The organism is Streptomyces sp. NBC_00984, from assembly GCF_045162475.1.
Taxonomy (GTDB): Bacteria; Actinomycetota; Actinomycetes; order Streptomycetales; family Streptomycetaceae; genus Streptomyces.
Window position 1 is genome coordinate 6,517,816 of sequence record NZ_CP108734.1, and the last position, 14,686, is coordinate 6,532,501.

Here is a 14,686-nt window from a genome sequence, read left to right on the forward strand (position 1 = left end):
GCCGAGCCTGACACGGGCCACTGACAACGGCCCGGGATCAGACCTGGCCGGCCTTCTCCAGCGCGGCGCAGCAGGTGTCGACGATCAGCCGCGTGACGACGTACGGGTCGACGTTGGCGTTCGGGCGGCGGTCCTCGATGTAGCCCTTCCGGTCCTGCTCGACCTGCCACGGGATGCGGACCGAGGCGCCGCGGTCGGAGACGCCGTAGCTGTACTCGTTCCACGGGGCGGTCTCGTGCAGACCGGTCAGCCGGTCGTCGATGCCCGCGCCGTAGTTCTTGACGTGGTCCATCGGCTTGGAGCCCTCGCCCAGCGACTCGCACGCCGTGATGATCGCGTCGTACCCCTCGCGCATCGCCCTGGTGGAGAAGTTGGTGTGCGCGCCCGCGCCGTTCCAGTCGCCCTTGACCGGCTTCGGGTCGAGGGTCGCGGAGACGTCGAAGTCCTCGGCGGTGCGGTACAGCAGCCAGCGGGCGATCCACAGCTGGTCGGAGACCTCCAGCGGGGACAGCGGGCCGACCTGGAACTCCCACTGGCCGGGCATGACCTCGGCGTTGATGCCGGAGATGCCGAGGCCCGCCTTCAGACAGTTGTCGAGGTGCTTCTCGACGATCTCGCGGCCGAAGATCTCGTCGGCGCCGACACCGCAGTAGTAGCCGCCCTGCGCGGCCGGGAAGCCGCCCTCGGGGAAGCCGAGCGGCCGGTGGCCGTCGAAGAAGGTGTACTCCTGCTCGATGCCGAAGATCGGCTCCTGGCCCGCGAACCGCTCGGCCACCGGGCGCAGCGCGGCACGGGTGTTGGACGCGTGCGGCGTCATGTCGATGTCGAAGACCTCGCACAGCACGAGGATGTCCTCGCCGCCGCGGATCGGGTCCGGGCAGGTGAAGACCGGCTTCAGCACCCGGTCGGAGGCGTGGCCCTCGGCCTGGCTGGTGCTCGAACCGTCGAAGCCCCAGATCGGCAGCTCCGCCACGTCCGGCGAGGGGCTTTTGGCCGTGATCTTCGTCTTGGAGCGGAGCTTGGCGGTCGGCTCGGTGCCGTCGATCCAGATGTACTCAGCCTTGAACGTCACGGAAGCCATCCTTTGCGGGTGCTGCGGTGCTGCGGTCCGGTCTACGCAGCGCAGCTTCGCAAGACGCGATTTCCCGTCCGTTGCCCGGATGTGAACCCCGTGTTACCGAGGATTCCCGCGTGACGCGCGGGCCCTGAGCAGCGAATCGAAGCCGGCCGCGCGGATCCGGCGCACCACTTCCTCCTCGGTGGTGCCCAGCGCCTCGGCCGCCCCCGCGAGCCGCCAGTCCGCGTCGGCGAGCCGGTGCAGCAGATGGCCGCGCCTGATCTGCGCCTCGGACAGCCGGAACGTCTTCAGGTACGCGACCTGCCCCTTGTGGTCGGTGATCGTCTCACCGATGTGCTGCCCCGCCCCGCCCGTCAGGAACGGCGGCAGGAACCGCCACAGCGTGAACGAACCCATCCGGTACACCCGGTCGAAGGCGTACGAGGTGTCCAGCAGCTCACCCGCGAACAGGGTGTCGTGCGCCTCGGCCCACTCCCGCTCGCACTCCCGCGCCGCCGCCCGCAGCGCGGCGAGCGACCGCAGCCGCGGACCATCGGGTATCCGCGCCGTGAACTCCGGCACCGGAGCGCCGTACAGCGCGTACTGGTGGATCAGCTCGCCGTACAGATCCTCGACGAGCGACGGGTGCAGCAGCCGGTAGTCGTCCGGGTGCGGCAGCACGAACGCGGCGGCGAGCGCGTCGGCCGCGTACACCATCACCCCGCACTGGCCGGGATGGATCTCGAAGACCCGCAGCGCGTCACCGAGCCCCCGCACCGACCACCCCATGTACGCGTCCTCGGCGCGCGGCGAGAGCCCGTCGCGCAGCGCCTGCCGCGACCATTCCTCCCAGGCGATGGCGGGGCCGCCGAAGTGCAGGGAGAGATAGCCCTCCAGCGCGAGGTGCAGCGGCAGGAAACGCAGCCGGTCGCCCGGCCGGCGCTTCGCCATCCGGTGGTGGCGGTGGCGCTGGAGCCGCGCGGTCCGGGGCGCCGGCCGGCTCCCGGCCGGGGAGCCCGCCGCGGCGCCGAGCTGCGTACCGTACGCGGCGGACTGCTCGCCCTCGCCGGACCAGTCGGCGACGAAGCCGTGCGGGATGACCGAGGCGTAGTGCGTGCGCGGCCCGACGTCCACGACGCCGTGTCCGTACTCCGTGTAGAGCTCCTCGTGCAGCCGCAGCCCCTCGACGGGCTGTTCGCGCACCAGCGGCACCAGCCGGATGCCGCCCCACACCTGGGCGGGGCGGGTGGCGAGCCCGGTCAGTTCGAGCCTGTTCACGAAGTCGCTCCTGCCCCGTCGTCACCCACGAAACGTGCCACCTGCCGGTCCAGGTAGGCGTACAGTGCCGCCGCTCCGGTACGTCCCTCGGCGAACCCCGCGATCTCCACCAGCGCCGGCAGGTCCTCCGCGTCCCGGACACCCGCCGTGGGCACGCCCGGCGCGAGGCGGCGCACGTCGAAACCGTCCGCGTCGTATACGGGGTTCACATGCACCACCGCCGTGCGCCGGTCCGGGTCGAGCCGGGTCCGCCAGACCCGCAGCACCTCGCCCGCGAGTCCGGGCGGCGCGTTGTCCCAGCCGTCCGAGACGATGACCAGCCGGTCGGGGCCGAGCTCCAGGGCGTCCAGCACGCGGGTGCCGAGCGGGGTCGGGCCCCAGGGCCTGACCAGCAGCGGATCGGTACGGCCCGACGTCCACAGCGAGGTGTACGCGCCCGGCGCGGCCAGCGCCTCCAGCAGGAAGTGGCAGGCCAGCGCCACGGCGAGCGGGCGGCGCCGCTTCTCGCCCGACCCGGACGACGAGTAGCTGTCGTCCAGCACGGCGGCGACCCGGCCCCAGCTCCTGGCATGCGGGCCCGCCGCGCGACGGGCCGCCGTGCGCAGCGCGTGGGTCAGCTCCCCGCGGCGCAGCCGCCGCGCCTCGAAGCCGAGCGACAGGACGTACAGGGCGAGCCGGGTCAGCGGCATCACGGTCAGGTCCACGTCCGCGGGCAGCCGCCCGTCGTCTCCGGCAGCGCGTTGCCCCAGGGTCCGCAGCCGCTCCAGCCGGGTCATCCGCGGCACCATCCGCTCCAGGAACACCTCGCGCTTCATCCCGCGCCGGGCGGCGAAGCCCTCGGCGACGGTGAACGGCAGCTCCTCGACGGCCCCCTGCTCGTAGTGGGCGCGCCGCCAGGCGTCGAGCAGCTGGTGCCGGTAGCTCGGCCGGTGCCTGGGCCGGAACAGGAAGTCCCCCGTCTCGTCCGGCTCCCCGGTCCCGCCGAACCGGAGGTGGACATGGCGGGCGGCGGTCTTCAGGCCGGAGCGGTACTTCACCGCGTCGTGCGCCGGGTCGGGCCGGGCGGCCAGCCAGTCCCGCATGATCGCGCGGGTGCGCCGGTTGTTGACCCCGGCCGCGCGCAGCGCCCGGAACAGCCGGTACACGCGCTGCGGCGGCAGCTTCGCCAGCCGGGCGGCGATCAGCCGGCCCTCGGCGCGCTTCTCCTCGGCGCTCGCGTCGGCGGCGTGCTCCAGCAGGCCCCGGACGATGAGCACGGCGTTGTGGTCGTTGATGTCGAGGGCGAGCGCGGCGGCGTACACCCGGCGGTAGTTGACCCGTACGTACTCATGGAGGAAGTCCAGCGAGAGCTGCTGCTGATACGCGGTCGAGCGGAACTCGCGCTGCCCGGTCGCGGTGATCGCCGCGTTGACGAAGAGCAGCACGTCCTCGGCCGCGACGAGGCCCGCGTCGGTTCCGGTGCCGGTGGTCATCGTTTCCCCCGTGGTGTCACGCGCCGCCGTACGAAGAGGCGGGGCGCCGGCCGGGGAATGGGGGCGCGAACAGCGAAATCACTGCTTCAGAGGCAAGTCCCGGAAGTCGCAGCCGGAGTCCCGCGGCCGGCCCCGCAAACGTAACCATCGACACCGCCCCGCGCCAACTCAATACGGGTCCGGCCCGGCGAACCCGGCAGACTTGCCCCATGACGACTCTTCCCCCGACCCCCCTGCGCATCGGCCTCGTCGGTACGGGCCCCTGGGCCCGGAACACCCAGGCCCCCGCCCTCGCCGCCCACCCCGGCGTCGTACTGAGCGGTGTCTGGGGCCGCCGCCCCGAGGCCGCGCAGGAGCTGGCCGCCGCGCACGGCACCACGGCGTACAGCGGAGAGGCGGGCATCGACGAGCTCTTCGGTGCCAGCGACGCCGTCGCGTTCGCCCTGCCGCCGGACGTCCAGGCCCCGCTCGCCGCCCGCGCCGCGGCCACCGGCCGTCATCTGCTGCTGGACAAACCGATCGCGACCACCGTCGCGGGAGCCCGCGAGGTCGTCCGGGCCGCCGAGCAGACCGGGGTCGCCTCCGTCGTCTTCTGCACCCTGCGGTTCGCCGCCGAGACATCCGCCTGGATCGGCGAACAGGCCGCCCTGGACGGCTGGTTCACCGCCCGAGCCGAGTGGATCGGGGCGCTGTTCGCCCCCGGCGCGACGAACGAGTACGCCGCCTCGCCGTGGCGCCGCGAGAAGGGCGGACTGTGGGACGTCGGCCCGCACGTCCTGTCGGTCCTGATTCCGGTGCTGGGTGACGTGACCCGGCTGACCGCGGCCCACGGCCCGTCCGACACCACGCATCTCGTCCTCCGCCACACCTCCGGCGCGTCCAGCACGGTGACGCTCGCACTGGGGGCACCCGTGGGCGCGGTCGGCACGGAGATCGAGCTCAGGGGCGAACAGGGAACGGCCGCCCTGCCGCGCTGGGGCGACCCCATCGGCTCGTTCCGGGCAGCGGTCGACGCGCTGATCCATTCGGTGCGTACGGGGGATCCGCACCCGTGCGACGTGCGGTTCGGGCTGCGCCTGACGGAGCTGCTGGCGGAGGCGGAGAAGCAGGCGGGCGCGTAGCACGGTGACGGCTCCGCCGCCGCGCCCGCTACATCAGCGTCCGGCGGAGCTCCAGCCATGCCCCCCTGCCTGGTGCGCCACGCCGGGGGCCGGGGCGCGAGGCGCTCCGGGGGCAGAGGCGCTCCGGTGGTCAGGGGGACGAGGTGACCGCCTGGTGCGCGGCGTGCAGGAAGCGCCGGACGGCGCCCGTCTCGTTCTCGTCGAAGTCGCGCAGCACCGTCACCATGGTCTCGATCAGCGGCCCGAAGAACGCCCACCCCAGCTCCACCGCCCGCTCGTCGACCGCCAGCAGCACCCGCCGCCGGTCGCGCGGATCACGGGTACGGGTGAGATGGCCGAGCCGTTCCAGCCGGTCGATGACGGCGGTGGTGCCCGCCGAGTTGAGCCCGAGCTGCGCGCCGAGCCACCCGGCGGTGGCGTCCGCGCCCGCCCGCCCGGCGTCCAGCAGGCAGATCAGCGCGCGGACGTCGGTGCCGTGCATGTGGTGGAGAGCCGCGAACTCCGCCTGGCGCAGCCCGAATTCGACCGTCACCTTGCGCAGCAGATGGACGATCTCCAGTTCGTGACCCTGCTCGCTCATCGATACCCCTTCCGCTCCGACGAGTCTATTATCTCGCCGAGCGAGATAATATTCGGGAGCAGTACGACCAGGGAGGCACCCATGGCATCCGCGTCGGCACCCACGTCGTTCCACGAGGCGTACGACGAGGTCCTGGCGGTCGACTGGCCCGCCGGAACGACGTACTCCGAGGTCACCACCGCGTACGGCACCACCCGCGTCAACAGCTGCGGCCCCGCGGACGCCCCGCCCCTGGTGCTGCTGGCCGGCGGCGGCGCCACCTCCACCGTCTGGTACGCCCAGGCGGCCCACCTGGGTTGCGCCCACCGCGTCCACGCCGTCGACCTGATCGGCGACCCGGGCCGCAGCGTCGCGGGGGAGCACCCGATCCGTACGGTGGAGGACCTGACGTCCTGGCTCGACGGGGTGCTGGACGGACTGGGCGCCGACCGCACCGCGCTGGGCGGGCATTCCTACGGTGCCTGGATCGCCCTCCACTACGCCCTGCACGCGCCGCACCGCGTCTCGAAGCTGGTCCTCGTGGACCCGACACAGTGCTTCGCCGGCTTCCGGCCCGGCTACCTTCTGCGCGCACTGCCGATGCTGATCCGGCCCGGGGTGAAGCGGACGCGGGCCTTCCTGAAATGGGAGACGGGCGGCGCCGCGCTCGACCCGGCCTGGCTGCGGCTGCGCGACGCGGCCACCGGCTTCCCGTCCGCCCGCCCGGTCACCGGGCCCCGCCCCGCGCCCGAGGCCCTGGGCGGACTGGACGTGCCGACCCTGATCCTGCTCGCCGAACGCAGCCGGGCCCATGACGCCGCCCGCGTCGCCGCCGAGGCGGCCCGGCTGCTCCCGCGGGTGACGACGGCGACGATTCCCGGCGCGACCCATCACACGCTGCCGCTGCACGGGCCGACGGTCGGCGAACTGAACCGCAGGATCGAGGAGTTCATCGGGTGACGGGCGGTCGCACGGGCCGCCCGCGGACGCTCAGCGTTCCAACACGTCGCGTACCGCCTCGTCCGTGCGGGCCACGACGGCGGTCCCGTCGTCCGCGGTGATGATGGGCCGCTGGATGAGCTTCGGGTGCTCGGCGAGGGCCGAGATCCACCGCTCACGCGAACCGGCCTCGCGCGGCCACTCCTTGAGCCCGAGCTCCTTCGCATCCGCTTCCTGCGTCCGTGTGATGTCCCACGGCTCCAGCCCGAGCCGGTCGAGTACGGCCCGGATCTCGTGCGGCGACGGCACATCCTCCAGATAGCGGCGGACGGTGTATTCGGCACCCTCCGCATCGAGCAGCTGCACCGCGCTGCGGCACTTGGAACAGGCGGGATTGATCCAGATCTCCATGGGGCCAAAGGTACGCGAGGGATTCCCCGAAAGCCCTTCTGGCCAGCGCCGATTGTCAGTGCCGGGCAGTAAAATGGAGGCAGTTCGTGAGGGTTCCACGACCGTGCCAGGAGGTTGCCCATGGCCGTTGCCGCAGTCACGACCAAGCCGCTCCACAAGCCCCTGATGAAGAAGCCGCTCCCCGCGGGCCGGCCCCGCGAGTGGTACATCTCCCACAACCGCCGCCTGAAGGCCATGCGCCTGGCGATCGCCCTGCTCGACACGGGCGTCTACTACCCGTCGACCGCGACCAACGACAAGATACGAGCGACCGCCGAGCGCATCGGCACCCACCCGCCGTCCGACACGACCTGCCGCATGGTCCGCGCCCTGATCCGCTACGGCCGCTGACGGCCTGCGCAACCGATGACCGTGTCCCTGGGCCCTGTACGTGGCCCGGGGACACGGCCACGTACAGGCAGCGACGGACCCGGCTCAGAACCCGCCGCAGGTCGCCGTGGCGAAGGCCCCGAGGCCGTGGCTGTCCGGACGGTCCCGTTGTCCGCCGTCACCGCGCGGGCGACCTCGCCGCCCGATGCGCCGAGGGTGACGGCGAAGGAGCCGCCGCTCATTCACCACCACCGGCCGGCGCGAGCACGACCACGAGCAGTACCCAGGGCCACCGCCGCCGACGCCGCATCGCCTCCGGGGCGCCGCCCGGACTCCGGTCGCTCATGCCCTCAGCCTCGTCCGCCCCGTGCCGCACCGCGAATCGACGCCGCCCCCTCCGCTCACCCGTCCGGCGTACACGGCATGCGGCCCGCGCCGCCGCCCCTTTGACTGAGGCGATGGGCGAAGGGGGAGTGGCGAGTGCTGGGAGGCACGATGACGAGGAAAGCTGCGCGGGGCCTGTGCGCCGTACTGCTGACGACGGCCGTGATGTCGACGGCCGCAGCCTGCTCCGACGACGGCGGCAGCGCCTCCAGCACGGCGTCCAAGGCCGCGTCCGCCGCGGCGTCGGCGGCATCCCGGGGCGCTGATGTGGTGGCCTCGGCGACGGCCGCCGCGGGCGAGAAGCTGAACAACTTCAAGAACGGCGTGAATGCCAAGAGCGATGTCGAGCTGGGCAGGCCGAGCACCGACGGCGACGGCCGCGCCACCGTGAAGGCCACCGTGAAGAACAGCTCCGACTCCGCGAAGTCGTACGCGGTGCAGGTCAACTTCCTTGACGGGAGCGGCAATCTGCTCGACACGGTGGTGGTGACGGTCGACGACGTCGGCCCCAAGGCATCCAAGGACGCCACCGCCCGCAGCAACCGCAAGCTGTCCGGAGACATCAAGGCCGAGGTGGGACGGGCTCTGCGGCACTGACTGCGCCACAACAGCGCGCGACTATCGCGTGCTGTTGGAGGAATCCCCTGGAGACAGATCCGGCGGCAAAGCATTCACGACGACCGGAGCTGGGGGATTCGAAGGCGTGGGCACCTGGATGAGGAAGGGGAAGAATGCAATCTCGCTGCCCGTATTCAGAGCCCGCTGTGAAACCCGATAGCAAACGATCTCGTCCGGATTGTCAATGAGTGTGTAGCACTTGAGTACCGACGGTGCGACCTGGGAATTCTGCTGCGAGGCAACGGAGCTACTCGCTGATGTGCCCAAGATGCCGGCCGTCAAGAAGGAAGCCGCCGCTGCGACACTGATGTTCCGCAAGGTTGTCTTCTTCATGTTCATCAGCTCAAAGGCTCGGAGTGAACTGGCAGTTCCCCATCGGCGTGCCGGGGCTTCAGCGGCCCCGGCACCATGGCTTGAGGGGGACGATCCTCGTAGAACTGGAACTGCTCGTAGAACGAACTGCTCGTAGAACTGGAACTGGGCGTCGACAACCATCGTATCGTTCGGCCCGGTCTGCTGCTGGTCCGTCTCGTTCGGCTGCGTCACTTTCCCCGGGTTGCGTCTCGTACGGCATCTGCCTCAACTCTCCAGGCATGACTGGTTGAATTCGGGAAATCTTTCGGTGCGACATTCTCGAAGAGAGCGCGCAAGGTAGGAGAGTAGGGATTCCAGGGTTCCGCCTGGAGTCGCTGCTGTCAGTCCCGTCATTGCGTCAGCGTCACGCCGGAGTCACGCCGTGGCTATGGCCCGCTGCTCACGATGACACGTGACTGGAACAGTAAGAAAGCGCAGTGCCGGAAAGGGGAAAGCCGTGAGAGGAAAAGTCGTCCTGAGTTCCGCCGCGACAGTGGCGCTTGTCGGGGGGCTGGCTGCGGCCACTGTCGTGCCTGCTTCCGCTGCCCCGACTCAGACATGTCGGGTAGTGGCAAATACCTTGACGGGAGAGAGCTTCGATCCCAACGGGATGTTCGTCGTCTCCCCTGGGGGGATGGTGCTGCGCCCTTCTACTGACGGTCGTATAGGACCGACCGCCGTAACGGGCGCGGGCAGCTTCTCCGTAGGCCCGGTGGCTTGCGCTGGAGGGGAATCAGCGACATCGGCCGGAGCAGGTGCAGCCACTGCTGCGGCTGCCGGAACGAGCGCGGCACAAGCGGCGAGAAGCAGGGGTGCCTCCCCGCAAGAAGCGGCGGCACAGGGTGTAGCGGCGGCGCAGGCCACGGGGAGAAGCCTTGGTTTGTCGCAGACGGTGATAAACCAAGTCAGCAATCAGACAATCAACAACCTGAACCAAATCATTGGTTCCACCATCGGTGGCTCCGTCATCGCCGGGAGTGGTAACACGGTCGGCGGCGGCAACACGGTCGGTGGTGGCACGAATGTTCCGGGTACTGGTGGCGGGACGAATGTTCCGGGTACCGGTGGTGGCACGAATGTTCCGGGTACTGGTGGCGGGACGAATGTTCCGGGTACCGGTGGTGGCACGAATGTTCCGGGTACTGGTGGCGGGACGAATGTTCCGGGTACTGGTGGCGGGACGAATGTTCCGGGTACTGGTGGCGGGACGAATGTTCCGGGTACTGGTGGTGGCACGAATGTTCCGGGTACTGGTGGCGGGACGAATGTTCCGGGTACTGGTGGCGGGACGAATGTTCCGGGTACTGGTGGCGGGACGAATGTTCCGGGTACCGGTGGTGGCACGAATGCTCCCGGAACCGGCGAGCAACCAGTGATGGCGCCGGCCCTGTGATTCCCTTTTCCTGCAGGCGGTGAGTCCGGGCCGACGCAGGCGCGAGCCCCCTGTTGGTGAACCGCGCCCGATAGTTGATCGTCGGCCTAGATCACCCATCGCCCATGAGCCCTCATCGGTTTCTCGATGAGGGCTCATGAACCTTTCCCGGAATCACCCGACCCCGCTCTTCAGAGGTCGGGAACCCGCTCTTTAGAGGTCGAAGTACAGCTCGAACTCGTGCGGGTGCGGGCGCAGCTGGATCGGGGCGATCTCGTTGGTGCGCTTGTAGTCGATCCAGGTCTCGATCAGGTCGGACGTGAAGACGCCACCGGCCTGGAGGTACTCGTTGTCCGCTTCCAGCGCTTCCAGGACGGCCGGGAGGGAGGTCGGGACCTGCTGGACGTTCGCGTGCTCCTCGGGAGCCAGCTCGTAGAGGTCCTTGTCGATCGGCTCGGCGGGCTCGATCTTGTTCTTGATGCCGTCGAGGCCCGCCATCAGCAGCGCGGAGAAGGCCAGGTACGGGTTGGACGACGGGTCCGGGGCGCGGAACTCGACGCGCTTGGCCTTCGGGTTGGAGCCCGTGATCGGGATGCGCATTGCGGCCGAGCGGTTGCGCTGCGAGTACACCATGTTGACCGGGGCCTCGAAGCCGGGGACCAGACGGTGGTAGGAGTTCACCGTCGGGTTGGTGAACGCCAGCAGCGACGGGGCGTGCTTGAGGATGCCGCCGATGTAGTAGCGGGCCATGTCCGAGAGGCCCGCGTAGCCCTGCTCGTCGTAGAACAGCGGGTCGCCGCCGGCCCACAGGGACTGGTGGACGTGCATGCCCGAGCCGTTGTCGCCGAAGATCGGCTTCGGCATGAAGGTCGCGGTCTTGCCGTTGCGCCAGGCGACGTTCTTCACGATGTACTTGAAGAGCATCAGGTCGTCGGCCGCGGCGAGCAGCGTGTTGAACTTGTAGTTGATCTCGGCCTGGCCGGCGGTGCCGACCTCGTGGTGCTGGCGCTCGATCTGGAGGCCGCTGTTCTCCAGCTCCAGGGACATCTCGGCACGCAGGTCGGCGAAGTGGTCGACCGGCGGGACCGGGAAGTAACCGCCCTTGTAGCGGACCTTGTAGCCGCGGTTGTTCTCGACCGCACCGGTGTTCCAGGCGCCGGCCTCGGAGTCGATGTGGTAGAAGCTCTCGTTCGCCGACGTCTGGAAGCGGACGTTGTCGAAGACGTAGAACTCGGCCTCGGGACCGAAGTACGCGGTGTCGGCGATGCCGGTGGAGGCGAGGTACGCCTCGGCCTTCTTGGCCACGTTCCGCGGGTCACGGCTGTACTGCTCGCCGGTGATCGGGTCGTGGATGAAGAAGTTGATGTTGACGGTCTTGTCGCGGCGGAAGGGGTCGACCCGGGCGGTCGACAGGTCCGCGCGCAGTGCCATGTCGGACTCGTGGATGGCCTGGAAGCCGCGGATCGACGAGCCGTCGAAGGCAAGCTCGTCGGCCGGGTCGAAGGTCGCCGCCGGGACGGTGACGTGCTGCATCACACCGGGCAGGTCACAGAACCGGACATCGATGAACTTGACGTCATTGTCGGCGATGTACTTCTTCGCGTCGTCGGCGTTCTGGAACATCCAACTCCTCCTACTCCCGGCCCGGGAGGGACGGGGTTGTAGCTCGTGGTGCGGCCAGTGCGGTGGCACACGCTGGACCCGACCATAGGCAGACCGGATTTCTCAAGCATGACCCATTTGTTTCGCAGAAGTTAACCGAGCCGGGTGTGACCGGCACCTCGTGGCCGGTCAGGGGCCCGCGTTCCGGCCGCTCCGGGGACCGGTAGCGGCACCCGCCCGGCCGGGCGCTCGGGCGGGCGCAGTACCGTGTTCGGGTGGACAACAGGCAAGTAATCGGATCCTGGCTCTCCGGGCCGCGCGCGGCCGCCGAGGAGATGGGGGCCGACTTCGGCTACCGGGGCAAGCGGCTCGGCCTGCCCGAGCACGGGCCGGGTTCCGTGGCACCGCTCGGCCGGCGGTTCGGCGCGATCTTCATCGACTGGGCCCTGTGCCTGCTGATCGCATACGGGCTGTTCGCGCGCGGTGACCAGCAGGCGGCCGGAAACTGGGCACTGGGCATCTTCCTCGTGCTGAGCGTGCTCACCGTCGGCACCATCGGCTGCACGCCGGGCAAGCGCATCCTGGGCATCAGGGTCGTCGCCGAGAGCGGTGGCCGGCTGACGTTCGGGCGGGTGATCGTCCGGAGCGTGCTGGTCTGCCTGGTGATCCCGGCCCTGGTCTGGGACCGCGACGGCCGCGGCCTGCACGACCGGCTGGCCGGCGCCGTCCAGGTCCGTATCTGAGGCGAAGACGCGAAGAGCCGAAAAGACAGAAGAGCCGAAAAGGCAGAAGAGGCGGGGCGCGAACCGATCCGGTTCGCGCCCCGCCTCTTCGTATGTCCGACGTCAGCGCATCTTTCCGCCGCGCGGCATCCGCATGCCCTTCGGCATGGGGCCCTTGGGCAGCGGCATGTTGCTCATCAGGTCACCCATTGCGCGCAGCCGGTCGTTGGCCGCCGTCACCTGCGGGCCGGTGAGGATGCGCGGCAGCTTCAGCATCTTGGTGCGCACCTTCTTGAGCGGCACCTGGCCCTCGTCGTTGCCGACGATGATGTCGTGCACCGGTACGTCGACCAGGATGCGCGCCATCTTCTTCTTCTCGGCCGCGAGCAGCAGCTTCACCCGGTTCCCGTTGCCCTCGCCGACCAGCACGATGCCCGCCTTGCCCACGGCGCGGTGGACGACGTCCTGGCTGCGGTTCATCGCGACCGCGGGCGTCGTGGTCCAGCCCCGGCCCACACGGTCCAGCACCGCCGCCGCGGCGCCCGGCTGCCCCTCCATCTGCCCGAAGGCGGCACGCTCGGCACGCCGTCCGAAGACGATCGCCATCGCGAGGAGGGCCAGCACGAAGCCCAGGATGCCCAGATAGATCGGGTGGCCGATCAGGAAGCCGACCCCGAGGAGGACACCGAAGGTGACAATTCCCACGCCCGCGACGACAAGACCGACCTTCGGGTCGGACCGCCTGGCCATCTTGTAGGTCAGGGCGATCTGCTTGAGTCGCCCCGCGTTCTCGGCGCTGTCCGCGCCTTCAGTGTTTGACTTCCTCGCCATGTACAGAAGTTTACGTGGCCTAGGAACGGCGGTCGGCCGCGGCCTCCAGTACGTACTCGGCCTCGACCCTGTCCTTGGCCCGGCGCCGGTCCTCCAGGACGGCGGTCCAGGCGTTGCGGCGGGCGGTGCGCTGGCCGCTGGCCAGGACCAGCGACTCGACGGCACGGAGAGCATCGGTGACGGAAGGGATGGCGGTGGCGCGTACCGGCACGGCCTGCATCGTGGAAATCTCCTCGGAGCGGATGTGCGGACTGAGTTGCGTGGACTCAGCTGCCCGGACCGAACTGCCCGGGACTGCGTTGCGCGAAGTGGGTGGCGTGCGCTGCGATGCGGGAAGCAGGGCGGCAGCGGCCCGGACGGCTGCTGCCGGCCACCGCACCGTGTGCACCCAGCGTCACTGCTCGGTGTTACCAGCGCATGACCGGTCGGTCAAACACCAATGAAACCTTGATACGGGCGGCGCGCACGCCGACGCGGCCCATACGCGCCCCCGACCTGCGAGGAGCGTATGGGCCGCGTCGAATCAGTTATTACTGTGCGGTAGCTTCTTGTGCCCGGATTCACACGGTGGGCGCCGCGGCGGCGGCACCGCGACGCTCGATCGCCTGCTGGAAAAGACGGCCCGCGCGGTACGAGGAACGGACCAGCGGCCCGGACATCACGCCGGAGTAGCCGATCTCGTCGGCCTCCTCCTTCAGCTCCACGAACTCCTGCGGCTTCACCCAGCGCTCGACCGGGTGGTGACGCACGGAGGGCCGCAGGTACTGCGTGATCGTGATGAGCTCGCAACCCGCGTCGTACAGGTCCTGGAGCGCCTCGCTGACTTCCTCGCGGGTCTCGCCCATGCCGAGGATCAGGTTGGATTTGGTCACCAGACCGGCCTCGCGGGCCCGGGTGATGACCTCCAGGGAGCGTTCGTAACGGAAGCCGGGGCGGATCCGCTTGAAGATCCGCGGCACCGTCTCGACGTTGTGCGCGAGCACCTCGGGGCGCGAGGAGAAGACCTCGGCGAGCTGCTCGGGCTCCGCGTTGAAGTCGGGGATCAGCAGCTCGACCTTGGTGCGGCCGGCCTCCCGCTCCGCGGTCAGCGCGTGGATCTGGCGCACGGTCTCCGCGTACAGCCAGGAACCGCCGTCCTCCAGGTCGTCGCGCGCGACGCCGGTGATGGTGGCGTAGTTCAGGTCCATCGTGACGACGGACTCGCCGACACGGCGGGGCTCGTCCCGGTCCAGCGCCTGCGGCTTGCCCGTGTCGATCTGGCAGAAGTCACAGCGCCGGGTGCATTGGTCACCACCGATGAGGAAGGTGGCCTCCCGGTCCTCCCAGCACTCGAAGATGTTGGGGCAGCCGGCCTCCTGGCACACCGTGTGCAGACCCTCGCTCTTCACGAGTTTCTGCAGCTGGTTGTACTCGGGGCCCATCTTCGCCCGGGTCTTGATCCACTCGGGCTTGCGCTCGATGGGGGTCTGGCTGTTCCGGACCTCGAGGCGCAGCATCTTGCGCCCGTCGGGTGCGACAGCGGACACTCCGGCACTCCCCTTTGCTTTCACTGCATTGGATTCTTCGGCGAACACCAGGGTACGCCCGTGGTTCAAAC

The 14,686-nt window shown here is 69.7% G+C and carries 15 protein-coding genes; 5 read left to right on the top strand and 10 right to left on the bottom strand.

All coding sequences use genetic code 11. The features are described 5' to 3' along the window. Window positions 1-37: 37 nt before the first annotated feature. The 3 genes from glnII to OG520_RS29140 form a co-directional block, all read right to left on the bottom strand. A complete protein-coding gene (glnII, locus tag OG520_RS29130; protein WP_406015156.1) occupies window positions 38-1,072 on the bottom strand; it encodes a glutamine synthetase in 1,035 nt (344 codons plus the stop codon). Window positions 1,073-1,174: 102 nt separating this feature from the next. Beyond that, window positions 1,175-2,335 (bottom strand): ARPP-2 domain-containing protein, encoded by a 1,161-nt coding sequence (locus OG520_RS29135; RefSeq protein WP_406015157.1) that lies wholly within the window; start codon window positions 2,333-2,335, stop codon window positions 1,175-1,177. Beyond that, complete coding sequence (locus OG520_RS29140) at window positions 2,332-3,807, bottom strand: hypothetical protein (protein WP_406015158.1); 1,476 nt, start codon at window positions 3,805-3,807, stop codon at window positions 2,332-2,334. Before OG520_RS29140 ends, OG520_RS29135 begins: the two co-directional genes overlap by 4 nt. A 209-nt stretch (window positions 3,808-4,016) precedes the next feature. Between OG520_RS29140 and OG520_RS29145 the strand changes: the two genes are divergently transcribed. Next, entirely contained in the window at window positions 4,017-4,928 is a 912-nt protein-coding gene (locus tag OG520_RS29145; RefSeq protein WP_399326081.1) for a Gfo/Idh/MocA family protein, read from the top strand. 130 nt (window positions 4,929-5,058) lie between these two features. Here OG520_RS29145 and OG520_RS29150 read toward each other — a convergent pair whose 3' ends face one another. Next, window positions 5,059-5,508: a MarR family transcriptional regulator gene (locus OG520_RS29150; RefSeq protein ID WP_406015159.1), complete on the bottom strand. Its 450-nt coding sequence runs from the start codon at window positions 5,506-5,508 to the stop codon at window positions 5,059-5,061. Window positions 5,509-5,589: 81 nt separating this feature from the next. Between OG520_RS29150 and OG520_RS29155 the strand changes: the two genes are divergently transcribed. Further along, on the top strand, window positions 5,590-6,447 hold the full coding sequence (locus OG520_RS29155) for an alpha/beta fold hydrolase (RefSeq protein ID WP_406015160.1): 858 nt from the start codon (window positions 5,590-5,592) through the stop codon (window positions 6,445-6,447). A 30-nt stretch (window positions 6,448-6,477) separates the two neighbouring features. On the opposite strand, the gene OG520_RS29160 is transcribed toward OG520_RS29155, so the two are convergent. Then, entirely contained in the window at window positions 6,478-6,837 is a 360-nt protein-coding gene (locus tag OG520_RS29160) for an arsenate reductase family protein (RefSeq protein WP_406015161.1), read from the bottom strand. Between the two features lie 120 nt (window positions 6,838-6,957). Here OG520_RS29160 and OG520_RS29165 point away from each other — a divergent pair, with 120 nt between their 5' ends. Further along, entirely contained in the window at window positions 6,958-7,227 is a 270-nt protein-coding gene (locus OG520_RS29165) for a hypothetical protein (RefSeq protein ID WP_399326072.1), read from the top strand. Window positions 7,228-7,701: 474 nt separating this feature from the next. Then, window positions 7,702-8,187, top strand: coding sequence for an FxLYD domain-containing protein (locus OG520_RS29170; protein ID WP_406015162.1), 486 nt, complete (start codon window positions 7,702-7,704; stop codon window positions 8,185-8,187). A gap of 1,108 nt (window positions 8,188-9,295) precedes the next feature. Here the strand turns inward: OG520_RS29170 and OG520_RS29175 are convergent. Next, window positions 9,296-10,093 (bottom strand): DUF4573 domain-containing protein, encoded by a 798-nt coding sequence (locus OG520_RS29175; RefSeq protein WP_406015163.1) that lies wholly within the window; start codon window positions 10,091-10,093, stop codon window positions 9,296-9,298. Window positions 10,094-10,147: 54 nt separating this feature from the next. After that, window positions 10,148-11,557, bottom strand: coding sequence for a type I glutamate--ammonia ligase (gene glnA / locus OG520_RS29180; RefSeq protein WP_399326063.1), 1,410 nt, complete (start codon window positions 11,555-11,557; stop codon window positions 10,148-10,150). Between the two features lie 254 nt (window positions 11,558-11,811). Here glnA and OG520_RS29185 point away from each other — a divergent pair, with 254 nt between their 5' ends. Next, on the top strand, window positions 11,812-12,279 hold the full coding sequence (locus OG520_RS29185) for an RDD family protein (protein WP_406015164.1): 468 nt from the start codon (window positions 11,812-11,814) through the stop codon (window positions 12,277-12,279). A 102-nt stretch (window positions 12,280-12,381) separates the two neighbouring features. On the opposite strand, the gene OG520_RS29190 is transcribed toward OG520_RS29185, so the two are convergent. From OG520_RS29190 to lipA, 3 genes are all read right to left on the bottom strand, one after another. Further along, window positions 12,382-13,089, bottom strand: a complete 708-nt coding sequence (locus OG520_RS29190) for a DUF4191 domain-containing protein (protein ID WP_399326061.1) — start codon at window positions 13,087-13,089, stop codon at window positions 12,382-12,384. Window positions 13,090-13,108: 19 nt separating this feature from the next. Next, the gene (locus OG520_RS29195; RefSeq protein ID WP_406015165.1) at window positions 13,109-13,309 is read right to left on the bottom strand and encodes a hypothetical protein; all 201 of its coding nucleotides are present in this window, start codon (window positions 13,307-13,309) and stop codon (window positions 13,109-13,111) included. Window positions 13,310-13,649: 340 nt separating this feature from the next. Beyond that, window positions 13,650-14,615 (bottom strand): lipoyl synthase, encoded by a 966-nt coding sequence (gene lipA / locus OG520_RS29200; RefSeq protein WP_266420188.1) that lies wholly within the window; start codon window positions 14,613-14,615, stop codon window positions 13,650-13,652. Window positions 14,616-14,686 lie beyond the last annotated feature (71 nt).

Bases quoted from the DNA above. Each gene is read 5' to 3' on its own strand.
- OG520_RS29140 (WP_406015158.1), bottom strand. From the start codon at position 3,807: ATGACCACCGGCACCGGAACCGACGCGGGCCTCGTCGCGGCCGAGGAC.
- OG520_RS29145 (WP_399326081.1), top strand. From the start codon at position 4,017: ATGACGACTCTTCCCCCGACCCCCCTGCGCATCGGCCTCGTCGGTACG.
- OG520_RS29150 (WP_406015159.1), bottom strand. From the start codon at position 5,508: ATGAGCGAGCAGGGTCACGAACTGGAGATCGTCCATCTGCTGCGCAAG.
- OG520_RS29155 (WP_406015160.1), top strand. From the start codon at position 5,590: ATGGCATCCGCGTCGGCACCCACGTCGTTCCACGAGGCGTACGACGAG.
- OG520_RS29160 (WP_406015161.1), bottom strand. From the start codon at position 6,837: ATGGAGATCTGGATCAATCCCGCCTGTTCCAAGTGCCGCAGCGCGGTG.
- OG520_RS29165 (WP_399326072.1), top strand. From the start codon at position 6,958: ATGGCCGTTGCCGCAGTCACGACCAAGCCGCTCCACAAGCCCCTGATG.
- OG520_RS29170 (WP_406015162.1), top strand. From the start codon at position 7,702: ATGACGAGGAAAGCTGCGCGGGGCCTGTGCGCCGTACTGCTGACGACG.
- OG520_RS29175 (WP_406015163.1), bottom strand. From the start codon at position 10,093: ATGAGCCCTCATCGAGAAACCGATGAGGGCTCATGGGCGATGGGTGAT.
- glnA (WP_399326063.1), bottom strand. From the start codon at position 11,557: ATGTTCCAGAACGCCGACGACGCGAAGAAGTACATCGCCGACAATGAC.
- OG520_RS29190 (WP_399326061.1), bottom strand. From the start codon at position 13,089: ATGGCGAGGAAGTCAAACACTGAAGGCGCGGACAGCGCCGAGAACGCG.
- OG520_RS29195 (WP_406015165.1), bottom strand. From the start codon at position 13,309: ATGCAGGCCGTGCCGGTACGCGCCACCGCCATCCCTTCCGTCACCGAT.